The organism is Pseudomonas sp. TH08, assembly GCF_016651275.1.
Lineage (GTDB): Bacteria > Pseudomonadota > Gammaproteobacteria > Pseudomonadales > Pseudomonadaceae > Aquipseudomonas.
In genome coordinates, this window is the sequence record NZ_JAEKEE010000001.1 from 479,894 (window position 1) to 497,707 (window position 17,814).

A 17,814-nucleotide genomic window follows, 5' to 3' on the forward strand; every position below is an offset into this window, starting at 1 on the left:
CCTCGATGAAACGAAGCAAATACGTTCAGTTATCCCTCGCGGCGTCGGTGGCCCTGGCCATTTCCGGCGAAGCGGCGGCCGTGGATCAACCACGCAGTTTCCAAAGCGTGGAACAGTGCGTCGATGCCGAAGTCGCGGCCGATGTCTGCTCCAACGCCTACGTCGCCGCCTTGACCGAGCACCGACGCATCGCCCCCGCGTACGACGACAAGGACAAATGCGATGCGGATTTCGCCGCCGATTGGTGTCAGAAAAATTCTGCCGGTCGTTTCGCACCCAAACTCGGCGGCTTTAAAGTGCCGCACAACGCTGAAGCAGCGCAGGATCTCGACGCCATTGCCGATGCGCAAATGCCCGCAGGTGATGCCGCGGCGGCGCAGAATGTGCAACCCACTGCCCACGCCTCCAGTGGCGCGGGTAATGGCTGGCTGAGCGGATGGCTGATCGGCAACGCGATGAGCAACAACGCGAACCGCACGGTTTACCGCGACCGCGATACTCGTCAGACCTACAACACCTCTACGCAGTCCCGCAAAATCGAATCGGCACCGCGCAGCCAGCCCGACTACGAGAGCAGCAAAAGCAAACCGGTGAACGTTGCATCTTCGACATCACGTGGCGGCTTCGGCAGTCAATCCACTGCGCGCAGCGGTTGGGGCGGCTGGGGTAGCAGTTCCGGTCGTTCGAGCAGCTGACGATGAAAAAGGTCCATTGCGCCGAGCGCCCTGACTGGAAACAGACCGCCGAAAGCCTGGGCTTCCTGTTCCACACCATCGACGACGAACCCTACTGGGACGAAAGCGCGTACTACCAGTTCACGCTCGCGCAGATCGAAAATGATCTGGAGGATCCGACCACGGAACTGCACGAGATGTGCATGGACCTGGTCGACCGCGTCGTGCACAGCGAAGAATTGCTCGATCGCCTGAGCATCCCGGCGTCGTATTACGACATGATCCGAACGTCCTGGCTGGAAGGTCATCCGCATCTGTACGGGCGTATGGACTTTTCCTACAGCGGCAACGGCCCGGCGAAGCTGCTCGAACTCAACTACGACACGCCGACCAGCCTCTATGAAGCGGCGGCGTTTCAATGGGGCTGGCTGGAGCAGTGCATCGAGCGCGGCATGCTGCCGAGCCATGCCGACCAGTTCAACAGCATCGACACCAAACTGCATCAGGCCTTCGCCGAATTACAACTGAAGCGGCCGTTCTACTTTGCCTCGATGAAAGACTCGGTCGAAGACAAAGGCACCACGGATTACCTGCGGTTGATCGCGGAAAAGGTCGGTATTGAATCGCGGCACATCGACATTGAAGACATTGGCCTGACGGCTGAAGGTCGCTTCGTTGACCTTGAGGATCGCTGGATCCCGCACCTGTTCAAGTTGCATGCCTGGGAATTCATCTTCCACGAACCGTTCGGTGCGGCGATTGCCGAGTGCGATACACAGCTTTTCGAGCCGGCGTGGAAGGCGATCCTGTCGAACAAAGGCGCGTTGCCGTTGCTGTGGGAAATGCACAAGGGTCATCCAAACCTGCTGGCGGCTCACCTCGACCCGAATCCGGCCAGTGCAGTGCCGAAAGGTTGGGTACGCAAGCCGTACTTCTCCCGTGAAGGCGCCAACATTGAACTGCAAACGGCTGAAGGTCTGATCGTCAAAGAGGACGGGCCCTACACCGATGCGCCCTTTATCCTGCAAGAGTTTGCGCCATTGCCAAAGTTTGGCGACAGCTACACGCTGATTGGTTCTTGGGTGATTGGCGATCAAGCGGCGGGAATTGGTGTGCGGGAAGACAACAGCCTGATCACCAAAGACTCCAGTCGCTTCCTGCCGCACCTGATCCTCGACTGATCATCCAGGCGCAACAAATGCGCGCATGAAAAAGCCGTAGCGTTGAGGCGCTACGGCTTTTTTGTGTCTGCCTGGGCTACGACAGTTCAGTTGTACGCGTTGGCACCTGCGCCGGGACTTCTTGCCTGGCGGGTTCCGCTGAGGCGACCCCGGCCATTCGGCGACGGGAGATCTCCGCCCCCCGACGACGCAACGGTGTTTCGACAAACCGATAGTTCAATTCGCTGCACACCAGCATGATCAACAAAGACGTGAACACGAGTTCAAGGGTGTAGCCCGGGCCCAGCGTCGTACCACTGGAAGCCGCGACGCGCGTCCAGATTTCGGTGCTCAGGTGATACGCGAAGATGTGCACGACGTACAACGCGTAGGAACGTGAGCCCAGCCATTCGAACAGCCCACGCAACAGCGCCGGGCAATAGATGTAACCCTTCTGGTAACTGGCCAGCCACACCGTGATCGCCGTAGTCACCGCCACCAGACCAAATGCGATTGGCACATTGATCATTTGGCCCGAGATAGCGCCCAGCATGTACAGCAGAAACAGCGTAACCCCCAAGCGCTTGAGGAGGCTGCCGCCGAGGGCGACCGGTTCAATCTCCCTGTACAGCGAGGTGCGCGAGAACAGGCAGAGCACGATCCCCCACATCATGGCGTCCATACGGAACGAGAACAGCAGGGGCGCAGGCGGCGCGCCAAAGCCGTTACGGTCAAAGCCGAACTGCAAGGCAATCAGCGCCAGCAAGATGATCAGACGCCAGCGCGTCGACGTGACCAACAGCAGAAACAACGGAAAGATGAAGTAGAACTGCTCTTCCAGCGCCAGGCTCCAGTACACCGAGTTAGGCCCCAGAAGCGTGCCGTGCAGATTCGCCAGGTTGCCGGTGAAGGTGGCGACCGCGGTAAAACTGCGCAGATTGTCGAACCAGGACTGAAAGGCGTTGGACTGGTTGAAAAATATGGAAAACGCCAACGGTATCAGCACCCACAGCCAGGCTGTCGGCAGAAGACGATAGGCCCGTCTGATCCAGAAGGACGTGGCGGCAAGGCCGAACCGGTTCTGCTCACGGTTTTTGTCGAAGTAATCAAGGTAAGCCTTGCTGACGACATAACCCGAAATGCAGAAGAACAGATCCACCCCGGTCCATGGCGAATAGATGCTGAACACCTTCAGGATGTACATATCGTAGAACGGCAGCAGTTGCGGCAGATGGGTGAAAATCGTCATGACGATGGCCGCGCCACGCAGATACTCGATTTCCTTATTCTTGATACTGCTCATCGGATTCTCTTGTTGTTGTGAATGACCAGGCGCCTGATCGACAGGATCTGTTGCGGGTGAAATGAACACGCCTGCCCGTTGTCGGGACGGATCATGGAACGGCTTGCCCTCGCCTTCAAGGGCCTCATCGAAACTTTGATGCCAACGGTTTGCAGGGGACGTACGCATTCGCCGTGACGTGGCGTCGATGACAGAGGCATTTTCAGTCCGCCAAAACGACAAAACCCCCGCAATGCGGGGGTTTTGTACTCAAGCCAGACAACGGCTCAAGCGGGTATCAGAACGGAATATCGTCATCGAAGCTGTCGAAATCCGGCGCTGGTTGCGGTGCGGCCTGCTGTGGAGCCGGGGCCGAACGCTGTTGCGGAGCCGACTGCTGCGGACGCGGAGCCTGCTGGCGTGGTGCCGGAGCGGACTGCTGGTAGTTGTTGCCACCGCCTTGTTGGTCGCCCTGTTGTGGACGGCCGCCGAGCAGTTGCATGGTGCCTTGCATGTCGACCACGATTTCGGTGGTGTAACGCTTGATACCGTCTTTTTCCCACTCGCGGGTCTGCAGTTTGCCTTCGATGTAGACCTGCGAACCTTTACGCAGGTATTCACCGGCGATCTCGGCCACCTTGCCGAACATCGACACACGGTGCCATTCGGTCTTCTCGACCTTCTGACCGGTTTGCTTGTCAGTCCATTGTTCGCTGGTTGCCAGACTCAGGTTGGTCACGGCGTTACCGTTAGGCAGGTAGCGAACTTCGGGATCCTGGCCGCAAGTGCCGACCAATATGACTTTGTTAACCCCACGGGCCATAACGTTCTCCTAAGCGCCGCAAGCAGCCTCGGCCGGGTTGTTCACCAGGCGTTCGAGGGTGTCGCGATCCACTAATTCTTTGTCCAGTTTGATGTAAACAGCCGCCTCATCAGCGACTATCACTGCATCTGTTACCCCCACGAGGGCCTTGAGGCGCTCGACCAGACCCGCTTCGCGGATCGCCTCGGGCGACAACGGCAAGCGCAGGCTCGTCACGTAGGGAGGTTCGCGCATGGTAACAGCAAAGGCTAGCCAGATGGCAGCCAGACCGGCGCATCCGAGGAACACAACCGACAGACCGCCATGCTGAAACAGCCAGCCGCCGAGTATCCCGCCGAGTGCCGAACCAAGGAACTGGCTGGTGGAGTACACGCCCATGGCCGTGCCCTTCCCGCCTGCCGGTGAAACCTTGCTGATCAGCGACGGCAATGAAGCCTCCAGCAGATTGAACGCGGTGAAAAACACCACCGTGCCGATCACCAGAGCCCGCAAGCTGTCACCGAACTGCCAGAAGAATAGCTCAGTCAGCATCAGCGTCATCACGGCGCCGAGCAAAACTCGTTTCATTTTGCGTTTCTTCTCGCCATAGATGATGAATGGGATCATGGCGAAGAACGAAATCAGCAGCGCCGTGAGGTAGACCCACCAGTGCTGCTCCTTGGGCAGACCGGCTTTTTCCACCAGCGCCAGAGGCAGAGCAACGAAGCTCGACATCAACATGGCATGTAACACAAAGATGCCCAGATCGAGGCGCAGCAGGTCCGGATGTTTGAGTGTCGGCATCAAGGCCTGACGCGCGACACCGGATTCACGATGCTGCAACGGCCCGGTGGACCGCGGCACCATGAACATGATGATCACGATCCCCACCAGCGCCATGCCGCCAGTGGCGAGGAACAATCCAGACAGACCGAAAGCACGGGTCAACAGAGGCCCGACGACCATGGCCACGGCAAACGACAAACCGATGGTCATGCCAATCATGGCCATCGCTTTAGTGCGGTGCTGTTCGCGGGTCAGATCGGAGAGCAGCGCCATGACCGCAGCAGAGATCGCACCGGCACCTTGCAGGATTCGGCCGGCGATCACGCCCCAGATCGAATCGGCTTGCGACGCCAGGACACTGCCGAGGGCGAAGACGATCAGCCCGAGGTAAATCACCGGGCGACGGCCAATACGGTCAGAAATGATCCCGAATGGAATCTGGAAAATTGCCTGCGTCAGGCCGTAAGCGCCGATTGCCAGGCCTATCAGGGCCGGGGTCGCTCCTGCCAGATCCATGCCGTAGGTCGCCAGTACCGGCAACACCATGAACATGCCAAGCATACGGAAGGCGAACACCAGGGCCAGACCGCTCGCCGCGCGGGTCTCGCTGCCACTCATGCGTTCGCTGTGGGGATCGTGCATGGAAAAACCTCGTGTGAACCGGCGGCGATTCTACCAGTCCCATCGAAAGACGGGGTAGATCGCGACGCTATGACGCGTATAGATGAAACTCTCTTCATGCAGGGCGCAAAACCCTTCACTTGATAGTGTGCATCCATCCAGTATTTGCCCGTATACTCCTACGTTTTCGACGCCCGCCGAGCGAGGCCACTTTGGACAAGATCCTGATACGTGGGGCCCGTACCCACAACCTGAAGAACATCGACCTGACCCTGCCACGGGACAAACTGATCGTTATCACCGGCCTGTCCGGATCCGGCAAGTCTTCCCTGGCCTTCGACACGCTCTACGCCGAAGGTCAGCGCCGTTATGTCGAATCGCTGTCGGCCTACGCCCGGCAGTTCCTGTCGATGATGGAAAAACCCGACGTCGACACCATCGAAGGCCTGTCGCCGGCGATCTCCATCGAACAGAAGTCGACCTCGCACAACCCGCGTTCCACGGTCGGCACCATCACCGAAATTTATGACTACCTGCGCCTGCTCTATGCACGCGTCGGTACCCCGCGCTGCCCCGATCACGACATTCCGCTGGAAGCCCAGACCGTCAGCCAGATGGTCGACCTGGTGTTGGCGCAGCCGGAAGGCAGCAAACTGATGCTGCTGGCGCCAGTGATCCGCGAGCGTAAAGGTGAACACCTTTCGGTCTTCGAAGAATTGCGCGCGCAAGGTTTCGTTCGCGCCCGGGTCAATGGCCGGATCTGCGAGCTCGACGAGCTGCCGAAGCTGGATAAACAGAAGAAGCATTCGATCGACGTCATCGTCGACCGTTTCAAGGTGCGCGCCGATCTGCAACAGCGCCTGGCCGAATCGTTCGAGACCGCTCTGAAACTGGCCGACGGCATCGCGCTGGTCGCACCGATGGACGACGAGCCGGGCGAAGAGATGATCTTCTCCGCACGCTTCGCCTGCCCGATCTGCGGTCACGCGATCAGCGAGCTGGAACCCAAACTCTTCTCCTTTAACAACCCGGCCGGCGCCTGCCCGACGTGCGATGGCTTGGGGGTGAAGCAGTTCTTCGACATCAAGCGACTGGTCAATGGTGACCTGACCTTGGCTGAAGGCGCGATTCGCGGCTGGGACAGGCGTAACGTCTACTACTTCCAGATGCTTGGCTCACTGGCCTCGCACTATGGTTTCAGTCTGGAAGTGCCCTTCAACGAACTGCCGGCCGATCAGCAGAAATTCATCCTGCATGGCAGCGGTTCGCAGAACGTCGACTTCAAGTACTTGAACGACCGTGGCGATATCGTCAAACGTTCGCACCCGTTCGAAGGCATCGTGCCGAATCTGGAGCGTCGCTACCGCGAAACCGAATCGGCGAGCGTACGTGAAGAGCTGGCCAAGTTCCTCAGCACGCAGTCCTGCCCGGATTGCCGCGGCACCCGTCTGCGTCGCGAAGCGCGCCACGTATGGGTCGGCGAGAAGACGCTGCCGGCGGTGACCAACCTGCCGATTGGCGATGCCTGCGAATACTTCGGTGCCCTGAAGATGACGGGGCGTCGTGGCGAGATCGCTGACAAGATTCTCAAGGAGATCCGCGAGCGCCTGCAATTTCTGGTCAACGTGGGTCTGGACTATCTGTCGCTGGATCGCAGCGCTGACACCTTGTCCGGTGGCGAGGCGCAGCGGATTCGTCTGGCCAGCCAGATCGGCGCGGGCCTGGTAGGCGTTCTGTATATTCTCGATGAACCCTCTATCGGTTTGCACCAACGTGATAACGATCGGTTGCTCGGCACCCTTAAGCACCTGCGCGATATCGGCAACACGGTGATTGTGGTTGAGCACGACGAAGACGCAATTCGTCTGGCTGACTACGTCGTGGATATTGGCCCTGGTGCCGGGGTGCATGGCGGGCAGATCGTCGCTGAAGGCACACCTGCCGAAGTCATGGCGCACCCGGATTCCCTGACAGGTAAATATCTGTCGGGCCGGGTGAAGATCGAGGTGCCGGCCAAGCGCACGCCGCGCAACAAGAAGCAGGTTCTGGCGCTCAAAGGCGCACGCGGCAACAACCTGCGCAACGTCGATCTGGAAATCCCGATTGGCCTGCTGACCTGCGTGACCGGTGTTTCCGGCTCAGGCAAATCGACGCTGATCAACAACACGCTGTTCCCACTGAGCGCCACGGCACTCAACGGTGCGACCACGCTGGAAGCGGCAGCGCACGACAGCATCAAGGGCCTGGAACATCTCGACAAAGTCGTCGATATCGACCAAAGCCCGATTGGCCGCACGCCACGCTCCAACCCGGCGACGTATACCGGACTGTTCACGCCGATTCGCGAACTGTTCGCCGGTGTGCCCGAGTCGCGCTCGCGTGGTTATGGCCCGGGACGTTTCTCGTTCAACGTCAAGGGCGGACGCTGCGAAGCCTGCCAGGGCGATGGCCTGATCAAGGTGGAAATGCACTTCCTGCCGGACATCTATGTGCCGTGCGACGTGTGCAAGAGCAAGCGCTACAACCGTGAAACCCTTGAAATCAAATACAAGGGCAAGAACATCCACGAAACCCTTGAGATGACTATCGAAGAGGCACGGGTGTTCTTTGACGCGGTGCCCGCGCTGGCGCGCAAACTGCAAACGCTGATGGATGTAGGCCTGTCTTACATCAAGCTGGGGCAGTCGGCGACGACGTTGTCCGGCGGCGAGGCGCAGCGGGTGAAGTTGTCTCGCGAACTGTCCAAGCGCGATACCGGCAAGACCCTGTATATCCTCGATGAGCCGACTACCGGCCTGCACTTCGCCGATATCCAGCAATTGCTCGATGTGCTGCATCGCCTGCGCGACCACGGCAACACTGTGGTGGTGATCGAACACAACCTCGATGTGATCAAGACAGCCGACTGGTTGGTGGATCTTGGCCCAGAGGGCGGCTCCAAAGGCGGGCAGATCATTGCTACGGGCACGCCAGAGGAAGTGGCCGAGATGAAACAGTCTCACACTGGCCACTATCTCAAGCCGCTGCTGATCCGTGATCGGGCCTAAACGCCAGGCATGAAAAAGCCCCTGTCACTTCAGCAGTGACAGGGGCTTTTTTGTATCGGTTGCAATCAGGAAGTGTGAGACTGCAGGTAGTTCTCGAGACCAATCAGCTTGATCAGACCCAACTGTTTTTCCAGCCAGTAGGTGTGATCTTCTTCAGTGTCGTTCAGCTGAACGCGCAGGATCTCGCGGCTGACATAGTCTTTGTGCTGCTCGCAAAGTTCGATGCCTTTGCACAGCGCGGCGCGGACTTTGTACTCGAGGCGCAGATCCGCTTCGAGCATCTCCGGCACCGTGGTGCCGACATCCAGATCATCCGGACGCATGCGCGGTGTGCCTTCTAGCATCAGAATACGGCGCATCAACGCGTCTGCGTGACCTGCTTCTTCTTCCATCTCGTGGTTGATTCGCTCGTAGAGCTTGGTGAACCCCCAGTCCTCATACATCCGCGAATGAACGAAATATTGATCACGCGCGGCCAGTTCGCCGGTCAGCAACGTGTTGAGGTAATCGATTACGTCTGGGTGGCCTTGCATCGCCCTACATCTCCCTGCTTGAAAGGCTGTAGTTTGAACCAAGCTGACTGGAAGGTCACCCACTTCGCGCAATAAAAGTGAAGATATTCTGAGAAAAGCAGCCTAAATAACGCAAAAACCGCCCAAATGAGGGCGGTTCTGCTTCTCGTTTAGAGTCAGCTAAGCGTTACGCCCAGCGCCGTTGCAACGCCTTGCCCGTAAGCAGGATCGGCTCTGAAGAAGTGCTGCAGTTGGCGCTGCACTACATCGCTGCTGACCCCGGCCATAGCGCCAGCAATGTTGCTGATCAGCAGGGCCTTTTGCCCGGTATCCATCAAGCGGAACAGTGCACCTGCGTGACTGTAGTAGTCAGTGTCTACACGCTGATCGTAGCGATTCGCCGCACCATTGAGTGACAGCGGTGGCTCAGCGTACTGAGGCGCCTGTTGCGGGGTACCGGCGACGCTGTTTGGTTCATAGTTAGGGGACGCGCCACCGAAACCAAAGGACATCGAACCGTCACGCTGGTTGTTATTAACGGGGCTCAAGGGCGCATTGACCGGCAACTGCTGGTGGTTGGTGCCGACGCGATAGCGGTGAGCATCCGCATAAGCGAAAACGCGGCCTTGAAGCATGCGGTCCGGCGAGAGACCAACACCGGGAACCATGTTGCTTGGGCCAAAGCATGCCTGCTCGACTTCAGCAAAGTAATTCACCGGATTACGGTTCAACTCCAGCTCGCCAATCTCGATCAACGGGAACTTATCCTGAGCCCAGGTTTTGGTCACATCAAACGGGTTCTCGTAGTGAGCGTCAGCCTGAGCTTCGGTCATGACCTGGATGTTGACGCTCCACTTGGGAAATTCACCACGCTCGATAGCGCTAAACAGGTCACGCTGAGCGTAATCAGGATCAGTACCGGCAATGCGTGTCGCCTCTTCAGGCGTCAGGTTCTTGATACCTTGCTTCGTTTTGTAGTGCCACTTGACCCAATGGCGCTCGCCTTTAGCATTGATCAGGCTATAGGTATGACTCCCGAAGCCGTGCATATGGCGGTAACCGTCTGGAGTGCCACGGTCCGAGAACAGGATGGTGATCTGGTGCAACGCCTCAGGAGAGAGCGACCAGAAATCCCATACCATCTGTGCACTTTTCAGATTCGTTTGCGGCAGGCGTTTCTGGGTGTGGATAAAGTCCGGGAACTTCAGCGGGTCACGGATGAAGAACACTGGTGTGTTATTGCCAACGATGTCCCAGTTGCCTTCTTCGGTATAGAACTTCAAAGCAAAGCCACGCGGGTCACGCGCGGTATCCGCCGAGCCACGCTCACCGCCAACGGTGGAGAATCGAAGGAAGGTGGGTGTTTCTTTACCAACCGACTCGAACAGCTTCGCCCTGGTGTACTGGGTGATATCCCGGGTGACGGTGAATTTACCGTGAGCGCCCGAACCCTTGGCGTGTACACGACGTTCAGGAATGTTTTCACGGTTGAAATGCGCAAGCTTTTCGATGAGGTGAAAGTCATCGAGGAGCAACGGGCCCCGAGGGCCGGCAGTGCGAGAGTTCTGGTTATCGGCAACGGGCGCGCCGCTGGCGGTGGTAAGGATGGTACTCATGCTCAATCTTCCTCAGGTCAGGCTAGGAACTGCCGGCAAATCGGCTTGGAGGGAGTATTGACCATCAAGATGACACCATCAAATGCATTAAGTCATGGACTTTGATAGAAAATAACTAATACAGAACCTCGACAGATAATGGCTGGTTTATTAGAGAACCGGCAGCGAAGTAAGAAATATAGTCGGTTTTCCAGCGCCCACAAAAAACCGGGCACTAGGCCCGGTTCTTCGTTGCAGACTGTCGTCTTACTCGGCGCTTACAGCTTCGCCGGCAGTAGCACGATCAACCAACTCGACGTACGCCATAGGCGCGTTGTCGCCAGCGCGGAAACCGCACTTGAGGATGCGCAGGTAGCCACCCTCACGGGTAGCGTAACGCTTGCCCAGGTCGTTGAAGAGCTTACCAACGATAGCTTTCGAACGAGTACGGTCGAAAGCCAGACGGCGGTTAGCCAGGCTATCTGTCTTGGCCAGAGTGATCAGCGGCTCAGCAACGCGACGCAGTTCTTTGGCTTTTGGCAGAGTAGTTTTGATCAGCTCGTGCTCGAACAGCGACACCGCCATGTTTTGGAACATGGCCTTGCGGTGCGAGCTGGTGCGGCTCAGGTGACGACCACTTTTACGATGACGCATGGTTCATTCCTTACCAAACACTACGTTCGGTGATTACGACGATCAGGCAGTCGCCTTGTCGTCCTTCTTAAGACTTGCAGGCGGCCAGTTGTCGAGGCGCATGCCGAGGGACAGACCGCGGGAGGCCAGAACGTCCTTGATTTCAGTCAAGGATTTCTTGCCCAGGTTCGGAGTCTTCAACAGCTCTACTTCGGTACGCTGAATCAGGTCGCCGATGTAGTAGATGTTTTCCGCCTTAAGGCAGTTAGCCGAACGTACAGTCAGTTCCAGATCGTCAACCGGGCGAAGCAGGATCGGATCGATCTCGTCTTCCTGCTCGACAACCACTGGCTCACTGTCACCTTTGAGGTCGACGAACGCAGCCAACTGCTGTTGCAGAATGGTTGCAGCGCGGCGGATAGCCTCTTCAGGATCCAGAGTACCGTTGGTTTCCAGATCAATAACCAGCTTGTCCAGGTTGGTACGCTGCTCGACACGGGCGTTTTCCACCACGTATGCGATACGGCGAACCGGGCTGAACGAAGAGTCAAGCTGCAAGCGACCGATGCTGCGGCTTTCGTCTTCATCGCTCTGACGCGAGTCGGCTGGTTCATAACCACGACCACGAGCTACAGTGAGCTTCATGTTCAGGGCGCCGTTAGACGCCAGGTTAGCGATTACGTGATCGGGATTAACGATCTCGACATCATGATCCAGCTGAATATCGGCAGCGGTAACCACCCCCGAACCCTTCTTCGACAAGGTCAGCGTAACTTCGTCACGACCGTGCAGCTTGATGGCCAGACCTTTAAGGTTCAACAGGATTTCAATTACGTCTTCCTGTACACCTTCGATGGCGCTGTACTCGTGGAGCACACCGTCAATCTCGGCCTCGACTACTGCGCAGCCGGGCATTGAGGACAACAGGATGCGTCGCAGCGCGTTGCCCAGGGTGTGGCCAAAACCACGCTCGAGAGGCTCGAGAGTGATCTTGGCGCGGGTTGGACTGACAACCTGCACATCAATATGGCGGGGTGTCAGGAACTCATTTACCGAAATCTGCATGGATGCACCTATTTTCTAGCCCTTACTTGGAGTAGAGCTCGACAATCAGGCTTTCGTTGATGTCGGCGGACAGATCACTGCGAGCAGGAACGTTCTTGAAAACGCCCGACTTCTTCTCAGTGTCTACTTCTACCCATTCTACGCGGCCACGTTGGGCACACAGATCGAGAGCTTGGACAATGCGAAGTTGGTTTTTTGCTTTCTCGCGAACTGCAACCACGTCACCAGCACGAACCTGATACGACGGAACGTTTACGGTCTGACCGTTAACGCTGATCGACTTGTGCGATACCAGCTGACGGGATTCGGCACGAGTCGAACCAAAGCCCATACGGTATACAACGTTGTCCAGACGGCATTCGAGCAGTTGCAGCAGGTTTTCACCGGTTGCACCTTTCTTGCCAGCAGCTTCTTTGTAGTAGCCGCTGAATTGACGCTCGAGAACGCCGTAGATACGACGGACCTTCTGCTTTTCACGCAGTTGGGTGCCGTAGTCGGACTGGCGACCGCGGCGTTGGCCGTGGATACCAGGTGCTGCTTCAATGTTGCACTTCGATTCGATCGCGCGCACGCCGCTCTTCAGGAAGAGATCGGTGCCTTCGCGACGAGCGAGTTTGCATTTTGGACCAATGTAACGAGCCATTCTTTACAATCTCCTGGATTACACGCGGCGCTTCTTCGGCGGACGGCACCCGTTGTGCGGGATTGGCGTCACGTCGGTGATGCTGGCGATCTTATAGCCACAGCCGTTCAATGCACGGACAGCGGACTCACGACCTGGACCTGGACCTTTAACGTTAACGTCGAGGTTTTTCAGGCCATATTCCAGCGCAGCTTGACCAGCACGTTCAGCAGCTACTTGAGCAGCAAACGGCGTGGACTTGCGGGAACCGCGGAAACCCGAACCACCGGAGGTAGCCCAAGAAAGCGCGTTACCTTGACGGTCGGTGATGGTCACGATGGTGTTGTTAAAAGAAGCATGGATGTGGGCGATGCCATCAACCACTGTCTTTTTAACTTTTTTACGAGGACGAGCAGCAGGTTTTGCCATGATTAATTTCCTGTCGATTCGCGTGGGCGATTACTTGCGGATCGGCTTACGCGGACCTTTACGGGTACGCGCGTTAGTCTTGGTACGCTGACCGCGTACTGGAAGACCACGACGATGACGCAGACCACGGTAGCAACCGAGGTCCATCAAACGCTTGATTTTCATGTTGATTTCGCGACGCAGGTCACCTTCAGTGGTGAACTTCGCCACTTCGCCACGCAACTGCTCAATCTGCTCGTCGCTCAGATCTTTGATCTTTGCGGCTGGGTTTACCCCAGTCACTGCGCAAATTTTCTGCGCAGTAGTGCGACCAACACCATAGATGTAGGTCAGCGAGATAACAGTGTGCTTGTTATCTGGAATGTTAACGCCTGCAATACGGGCCATTCAGTGGGACTCCAATTGACAGCTACCTACGCCCCGGAAGCCAAGAAATAGGGCGCGAGATAATATCGCTGTAATAACAAATAATCAACCCGGCAGCGCACTAGCTGCCGGGCTTCAAGCGGATCACACTCAGCCTTGGCGCTGTTTGTGACGCGGTTCCGCGCTGCAAATTACTCGAACAACACCTTCGCGGCGAATAATCTTGCAGTTACGGCACAGCTTTTTCACCGATGCACGAACTTTCATCACCAACTCCTCGAACCTTATGGGTACTCAGCGCAACATGCCGCTGCCGTAACCCTTCAGGTTGGCTTTCTTCATCAGGGATTCGTACTGGTGCGAAACGAGGTGCGATTGTACTTGGGACATGAAGTCCATCACAACCACGACCACGATCAGCAACGAGGTCCCGCCAAGGTAGAACGGTACGTTTGCTGCAACCACCAGGAACTGGGGAAGCAAGCACACGGCCGTCATGTAAAGAGCACCGAACATGGTCAAGCGAGTCAGAACGCCATCAATGTAGCGCGCAGACTGCTCACCTGGACGGATGCCCGGAATAAAGGCACCGGACTTCTTCAGGTTTTCCGCTACGTCTTTCGGATTGAACATCAACGCCGTATAGAAGAAGCAGAAGAAAATAATCCCTGCACTAAACAGCAGAATATTCAACGGCTGACCAGGAGCGATCGACTGCGAGATGTCCTGCAACCAGCCCATACCTTCAGACTGACCGAACCAGGCACCCAGCGAAGCCGGGAACAGCAAAATGCTGCTCGCGAAAATAGCCGGAATAACACCGGCCATGTTCACCTTCAGCGGCAAGTGGCTTGTCTGCGCAGCAAAAACCTTGCGGCCCTGCTGACGCTTGGCGTAGTGAACAGCAATACGACGCTGACCACGCTCAATGAACACCACAAAACCGATAATCGCTACTGCCAGCAAACCGATGGCAACCAGGGCGAAGATGTTGATATCACCCTGACGCGCAGACTCGAAAGACTGCCCGATTGCTCTCGGAAGACCGGCGACGATACCCGAAAAAATCAACATCGAGATACCGTTGCCTACACCACGCTCAGTAATCTGCTCACCCAGCCACATCATGAACATCGCACCAGCCACAAACGTGGATACCGCGACGAAATGGAAGCCAAAGTCACCAGTGAACGCAACGCCCTGCCCTGCCAGACCAATGGACATGCCAATAGCCTGAACGAGAGCGAGAACGACGGTGCCGTAGCGGGTGTACTGGCTGATCTTGCGACGGCCAGCTTCACCTTCCTTCTTCAACTGCTCCAGCTGCGGGCTGACGGCGGTCATCAGTTGCATGATGATCGATGCCGAAATGTACGGCATGATCCCCAATGCAAAGATGCTCATCCGTTCCAGCGCGCCGCCGGAGAACATGTTGAACAAGCTAAGAATGGTCCCCTCATTCTGTCGAAACAGGTCTGCGAGTCGGTCCGGGTTAATACCTGGAACCGGGATGTGTGCGCCTATTCGGTAGACGATAATCGCCAGGAACAGAAAACGCAGACGAGCCCAGAGTTCAGACATACCGCCTTTGCCGAGCGCAGAGAGAGCACCTTGCTTAGCCATTTATTCCTCGAACTTGCCGCCAGCTGCTTCGATAGCCGCACGCGCACCTTTGGTGGCGCCGATTCCCTTGCCGATAGTGACAGCGCGAGTCACTTCACCGGACAGCATGATTTTCACACGCTGTACGTTGACGTTGATCACGTTGGCATCTTTCAGGGACTGCACAGTGACGATGTCGCCTTCCACTTTAGCCAGCTCGGACAAACGCACTTCTGCGCGATCCATGGCTTTCAGGGAAACGAAACCGAACTTCGGCAGACGACGATGCAGCGGCTGTTGACCGCCTTCAAAGCCTGGAGCAATGGTGCCACCGGAGCGGGAGGTCTGACCTTTGTGGCCACGGCCACCAGTCTTACCCAAACCGCTACCGATACCACGGCCCGGACGATGCTTTTCGCGACGGGAACCCGGCGCTGGACTCAGATCATTGAGTTTCATCGATTAACCCTCGACACGCAGCATGTAGTAAGCCTTGTTGATCATCCCGCGATTCTCGGGAGTATCCTGGACTTCTACAGTGTGACCGATGCGACGCAGACCCAGACCCTTAACGCACAGTTTGTGGTTAGGGATGCGGCCGGTCATGCTTTTGATCAGCGTTACTTTAACGGTAGCCATGATCAGAAGATCTCCTTGACGCTTTTGCCACGCTTGGCGGCAATGGATTCAGGAGACTGCATAGCTTTCAAACCTTTGAAAGTGGCGTGAACCACGTTTACCGGGTTAGTCGAGCCGTAGCACTTGGCCAGAACGTTCTGAACGCCAGCAACTTCGAGGACAGCACGCATAGCGCCGCCAGCGATGATACCGGTACCTTCAGAAGCAGGCTGCATGTACACCTTCGAAGCGCCGTGAGCGGACTTCATTGCGTACTGCAGAGTGGTGCCGTTCAGATCAACTTGGATCATGTTGCGGCGAGCAGCTTCCATTGCCTTCTGGATCGCAGCAGGCACTTCACGCGACTTGCCACGGCCGAAGCCAACACGCCCTTTACCATCACCAACCACGGTCAACGCGGTGAAAGTGAAGATACGGCCGCCTTTAACGGTTTTGGCTACGCGGTTAACTTGAACCAGCTTCTCAATGTAGCCTTCGTCGCGCTTTTGGTCGTTATTTGACATAACTTAGAACTCCAGCCCAGCTTCACGAGCAGCATCAGCCAGCGCTTTAACGCGGCCATGGTACTTGAAGCCAGAGCGGTCGAAAGCCACTTGCGAGACGCCAGCGGCCTTAGCACGCGTAGCGACCAGCTGGCCAACCTTTGTGGCCGCGTCGATGTTGCCAGTGGCGCCATCACGCAGTTCTTTATCCAAAGTCGAGGCGCTTGCCAGGACTTTGTTGCCGTCGGCCGAGATGACCTGGGCGTAGATGTGCTGCGACGAGCGGAACACGCAGAGACGCACGACTTCGAGTTCGTGCATTTTCAGGCGTGCTTTGCGAGCGCGACGCAGTCGAGTAACTTTTTTGTCGGTCATTTGCTATGCCCTACTTCTTCTTGGCTTCTTTACGACGGACGACTTCGTCCGCGTAGCGCACACCTTTGCCTTTGTACGGCTCTGGTGGACGGAAGTCGCGGATCTCAGCGGCCACTTGACCTACCAGCTGCTTATCGATGCCCTTGATCAGGATATCGGTCTGGCTAGGAGTCTCAGCGGTGATGCCTTCCGGCAGTTCGTAATCCACTGGGTGCGAGAAGCCAAGGGCAAGGTTCAGAACCGTGCCTTTTGCTTGCGCTTTGTAACCAACACCGACCAGCTGGAGCTTACGCTCGAAGCCTTGGCTTACGCCTTGGACCATGTTGTTTACCAACGCACGCGTGGTACCGGCCATTGCGCGAGTTTGTTGATCGCCATTGCGAGCAGCGAAACGCAGCTCACCAGCTTCTTCAACGATCTCAACGGACGAATGGATGTTCAGTTCAAGAGTGCCCTTGGCACCCTTCACCGAAAGCTGTTGGCCTGCGAATTTTACTTCGACACCGGCTGGCAGCTTAACGGGGTTCTTAGCGACGCGAGACATGCTTATCCCCCCTTAGAACACAGTGCAAAGAACTTCGCCGCCGACACCGGCAGCGCGCGCAGCACGATCCGTCATCACACCTTTGTTGGTGGAGACGATAGACACGCCAAGACCGCCACGAACTTTCGGCAGATCTTCAACGGACTTGTACTGACGCAGGCCTGGACGACTAACGCGCTTCACTTCTTCGATAACCGGACGGCCTTCGAAGTACTTCAGCTCGATGGACAACGACGGCTTAGCGTCGGTGGTGATCTGAAAATCCGCGATGTAACCTTCGTCCTTCAGGACTTTTGCTACAGCCACCTTCAGCGTGGAAGACGGCATGCTTACGACAGACTTTTCAGCCATCTGGGCATTACGGATTCGAGTTAGCATGTCCGCTAACGGGTCCTGCATACTCATGGGCTAGACGCTCCTAATACAGAAAAATTAGCCTTGCGGCTACTACTTGTCGCCGAGAACTTCCGGGCATGAAAAACACGGGCTCAGGCGAGCCGGTCATTCTAGACACACCCCAGAAATGAATCAAGCCCCAAAAGGGGCTTGATTCAGATTCAAGGCCACCGATGGTCAGG

General features: G+C 56.8%; 21 protein-coding genes. 3 read left to right on the forward strand and 18 right to left on the reverse strand.

Annotation, left to right across the window (positions count from 1 at the left end):
- Positions 1-5: 5 nt before the first annotated feature.
- Together JFT91_RS02260 and JFT91_RS02265 are read left to right on the forward strand one after the other, a co-directional pair.
- Complete coding sequence (locus tag JFT91_RS02260; protein WP_201198224.1) at positions 6-695, forward strand: DUF1190 domain-containing protein; 690 nt, start codon at positions 6-8, stop codon at positions 693-695.
- A gap of 2 nt (positions 696-697) precedes the next feature.
- Positions 698-1,855, forward strand: a complete 1,158-nt coding sequence (locus JFT91_RS02265) for a glutathionylspermidine synthase family protein (RefSeq protein WP_201231473.1) — start codon at positions 698-700, stop codon at positions 1,853-1,855.
- 76 nt (positions 1,856-1,931) lie between these two features.
- On the opposite strand, the gene JFT91_RS02270 is transcribed toward JFT91_RS02265, so the two are convergent.
- From JFT91_RS02270 to JFT91_RS02280, 3 genes are all read right to left on the reverse strand, one after another.
- Positions 1,932-3,137 carry an acyltransferase family protein gene (locus JFT91_RS02270; protein ID WP_201231474.1) on the reverse strand — a complete coding sequence of 402 codons (1,206 nt, stop codon included), beginning with the start codon at positions 3,135-3,137 and terminating at the stop codon, positions 1,932-1,934.
- Between the two features lie 277 nt (positions 3,138-3,414).
- Complete coding sequence (locus JFT91_RS02275) at positions 3,415-3,939, reverse strand: single-stranded DNA-binding protein (protein WP_008081898.1); 525 nt, start codon at positions 3,937-3,939, stop codon at positions 3,415-3,417.
- Positions 3,940-3,948: 9 nt separating this feature from the next.
- Positions 3,949-5,346, reverse strand: coding sequence for an MFS transporter (locus tag JFT91_RS02280; RefSeq protein WP_201228696.1), 1,398 nt, complete (start codon positions 5,344-5,346; stop codon positions 3,949-3,951).
- A 191-nt stretch (positions 5,347-5,537) separates the two neighbouring features.
- Here JFT91_RS02280 and uvrA point away from each other — a divergent pair, with 191 nt between their 5' ends.
- Entirely contained in the window at positions 5,538-8,372 is a 2,835-nt protein-coding gene (gene uvrA / locus JFT91_RS02285; RefSeq protein WP_201228697.1) for an excinuclease ABC subunit UvrA, read from the forward strand.
- A 65-nt stretch (positions 8,373-8,437) separates the two neighbouring features.
- Here uvrA and bfr read toward each other — a convergent pair whose 3' ends face one another.
- The 15 genes from bfr to rpsH form a co-directional block, all read right to left on the reverse strand.
- On the reverse strand, positions 8,438-8,905 hold the full coding sequence (gene bfr, locus JFT91_RS02290; protein ID WP_007918444.1) for a bacterioferritin: 468 nt from the start codon (positions 8,903-8,905) through the stop codon (positions 8,438-8,440).
- Positions 8,906-9,060: 155 nt separating this feature from the next.
- A complete protein-coding gene (locus JFT91_RS02295; RefSeq protein ID WP_242489205.1) occupies positions 9,061-10,500 on the reverse strand; it encodes a catalase in 1,440 nt (479 codons plus the stop codon).
- Positions 10,501-10,746: 246 nt separating this feature from the next.
- On the reverse strand, positions 10,747-11,133 hold the full coding sequence (gene rplQ, locus JFT91_RS02300) for a 50S ribosomal protein L17 (RefSeq protein ID WP_003176402.1): 387 nt from the start codon (positions 11,131-11,133) through the stop codon (positions 10,747-10,749).
- A gap of 42 nt (positions 11,134-11,175) precedes the next feature.
- Positions 11,176-12,177 (reverse strand): DNA-directed RNA polymerase subunit alpha, encoded by a 1,002-nt coding sequence (locus JFT91_RS02305; RefSeq protein WP_003186012.1) that lies wholly within the window; start codon positions 12,175-12,177, stop codon positions 11,176-11,178.
- Between the two features lie 22 nt (positions 12,178-12,199).
- Positions 12,200-12,820, reverse strand: coding sequence for a 30S ribosomal protein S4 (gene rpsD, locus JFT91_RS02310; protein WP_003176404.1), 621 nt, complete (start codon positions 12,818-12,820; stop codon positions 12,200-12,202).
- Between the two features lie 18 nt (positions 12,821-12,838).
- Positions 12,839-13,228 carry a 30S ribosomal protein S11 gene (gene rpsK / locus JFT91_RS02315; protein WP_002555466.1) on the reverse strand — a complete coding sequence of 130 codons (390 nt, stop codon included), beginning with the start codon at positions 13,226-13,228 and terminating at the stop codon, positions 12,839-12,841.
- 30 nt (positions 13,229-13,258) lie between these two features.
- The gene (rpsM, locus tag JFT91_RS02320) at positions 13,259-13,615 is read right to left on the reverse strand and encodes a 30S ribosomal protein S13 (RefSeq protein ID WP_003186020.1); all 357 of its coding nucleotides are present in this window, start codon (positions 13,613-13,615) and stop codon (positions 13,259-13,261) included.
- A gap of 129 nt (positions 13,616-13,744) precedes the next feature.
- Positions 13,745-13,861, reverse strand: coding sequence for a 50S ribosomal protein L36 (gene rpmJ / locus JFT91_RS02325; RefSeq protein ID WP_002555468.1), 117 nt, complete (start codon positions 13,859-13,861; stop codon positions 13,745-13,747).
- 27 nt (positions 13,862-13,888) lie between these two features.
- A complete protein-coding gene (secY, locus tag JFT91_RS02330) occupies positions 13,889-15,217 on the reverse strand; it encodes a preprotein translocase subunit SecY (RefSeq protein ID WP_003228718.1) in 1,329 nt (442 codons plus the stop codon).
- Positions 15,218-15,655, reverse strand: a complete 438-nt coding sequence (rplO, locus tag JFT91_RS02335) for a 50S ribosomal protein L15 (RefSeq protein WP_003228720.1) — start codon at positions 15,653-15,655, stop codon at positions 15,218-15,220. It abuts the gene before it with no gap.
- Between the two features lie 3 nt (positions 15,656-15,658).
- The gene (gene rpmD, locus JFT91_RS02340) at positions 15,659-15,835 is read right to left on the reverse strand and encodes a 50S ribosomal protein L30 (protein ID WP_003176408.1); all 177 of its coding nucleotides are present in this window, start codon (positions 15,833-15,835) and stop codon (positions 15,659-15,661) included.
- Positions 15,836-15,837: 2 nt separating this feature from the next.
- Positions 15,838-16,338 carry a 30S ribosomal protein S5 gene (rpsE, locus tag JFT91_RS02345; protein WP_003186035.1) on the reverse strand — a complete coding sequence of 167 codons (501 nt, stop codon included), beginning with the start codon at positions 16,336-16,338 and terminating at the stop codon, positions 15,838-15,840.
- 3 nt (positions 16,339-16,341) lie between these two features.
- Entirely contained in the window at positions 16,342-16,692 is a 351-nt protein-coding gene (rplR, locus tag JFT91_RS02350) for a 50S ribosomal protein L18 (protein ID WP_003186037.1), read from the reverse strand.
- A gap of 10 nt (positions 16,693-16,702) precedes the next feature.
- Positions 16,703-17,236, reverse strand: a complete 534-nt coding sequence (gene rplF / locus JFT91_RS02355; protein ID WP_003176412.1) for a 50S ribosomal protein L6 — start codon at positions 17,234-17,236, stop codon at positions 16,703-16,705.
- A gap of 12 nt (positions 17,237-17,248) precedes the next feature.
- Positions 17,249-17,641, reverse strand: a complete 393-nt coding sequence (gene rpsH / locus JFT91_RS02360) for a 30S ribosomal protein S8 (RefSeq protein ID WP_007918458.1) — start codon at positions 17,639-17,641, stop codon at positions 17,249-17,251.
- Between the last annotated feature and the right edge of the window lie 173 nt (positions 17,642-17,814).

Coding starts and splice junctions, on each gene's coding strand:
- JFT91_RS02260 (WP_201198224.1), top strand. CDS start 6: ATGAAACGAAGCAAATACGTTCAGTTATCCCTCGCGGCGTCGGTGGCC.
- JFT91_RS02265 (WP_201231473.1), top strand. CDS start 698: ATGAAAAAGGTCCATTGCGCCGAGCGCCCTGACTGGAAACAGACCGCC.
- JFT91_RS02270 (WP_201231474.1), bottom strand. CDS start 3,137: ATGAGCAGTATCAAGAATAAGGAAATCGAGTATCTGCGTGGCGCGGCC.
- JFT91_RS02275 (WP_008081898.1), bottom strand. CDS start 3,939: ATGGCCCGTGGGGTTAACAAAGTCATATTGGTCGGCACTTGCGGCCAG.
- JFT91_RS02280 (WP_201228696.1), bottom strand. CDS start 5,346: ATGCACGATCCCCACAGCGAACGCATGAGTGGCAGCGAGACCCGCGCG.
- bfr (WP_007918444.1), bottom strand. CDS start 8,905: ATGCAAGGCCACCCAGACGTAATCGATTACCTCAACACGTTGCTGACC.
- JFT91_RS02295 (WP_242489205.1), bottom strand. CDS start 10,500: ATGAGTACCATCCTTACCACCGCCAGCGGCGCGCCCGTTGCCGATAAC.
- rplQ (WP_003176402.1), bottom strand. CDS start 11,133: ATGCGTCATCGTAAAAGTGGTCGTCACCTGAGCCGCACCAGCTCGCAC.
- JFT91_RS02305 (WP_003186012.1), bottom strand. CDS start 12,177: ATGCAGATTTCGGTAAATGAGTTCCTGACACCCCGCCATATTGATGTG.
- rpsD (WP_003176404.1), bottom strand. CDS start 12,820: ATGGCTCGTTACATTGGTCCAAAATGCAAACTCGCTCGTCGCGAAGGC.
- rpsK (WP_002555466.1), bottom strand. CDS start 13,228: ATGGCAAAACCTGCTGCTCGTCCTCGTAAAAAAGTTAAAAAGACAGTG.
- rpsM (WP_003186020.1), bottom strand. CDS start 13,615: ATGGCCCGTATTGCAGGCGTTAACATTCCAGATAACAAGCACACTGTT.
- rpmJ (WP_002555468.1), bottom strand. CDS start 13,861: ATGAAAGTTCGTGCATCGGTGAAAAAGCTGTGCCGTAACTGCAAGATT.
- secY (WP_003228718.1), bottom strand. CDS start 15,217: ATGGCTAAGCAAGGTGCTCTCTCTGCGCTCGGCAAAGGCGGTATGTCT.
- rplO (WP_003228720.1), bottom strand. CDS start 15,655: ATGAAACTCAATGATCTGAGTCCAGCGCCGGGTTCCCGTCGCGAAAAG.
- rpmD (WP_003176408.1), bottom strand. CDS start 15,835: ATGGCTACCGTTAAAGTAACGCTGATCAAAAGCATGACCGGCCGCATC.
- rpsE (WP_003186035.1), bottom strand. CDS start 16,338: ATGTCAAATAACGACCAAAAGCGCGACGAAGGCTACATTGAGAAGCTG.
- rplR (WP_003186037.1), bottom strand. CDS start 16,692: ATGACCGACAAAAAAGTTACTCGACTGCGTCGCGCTCGCAAAGCACGC.
- rplF (WP_003176412.1), bottom strand. CDS start 17,236: ATGTCTCGCGTCGCTAAGAACCCCGTTAAGCTGCCAGCCGGTGTCGAA.
- rpsH (WP_007918458.1), bottom strand. CDS start 17,641: ATGAGTATGCAGGACCCGTTAGCGGACATGCTAACTCGAATCCGTAAT.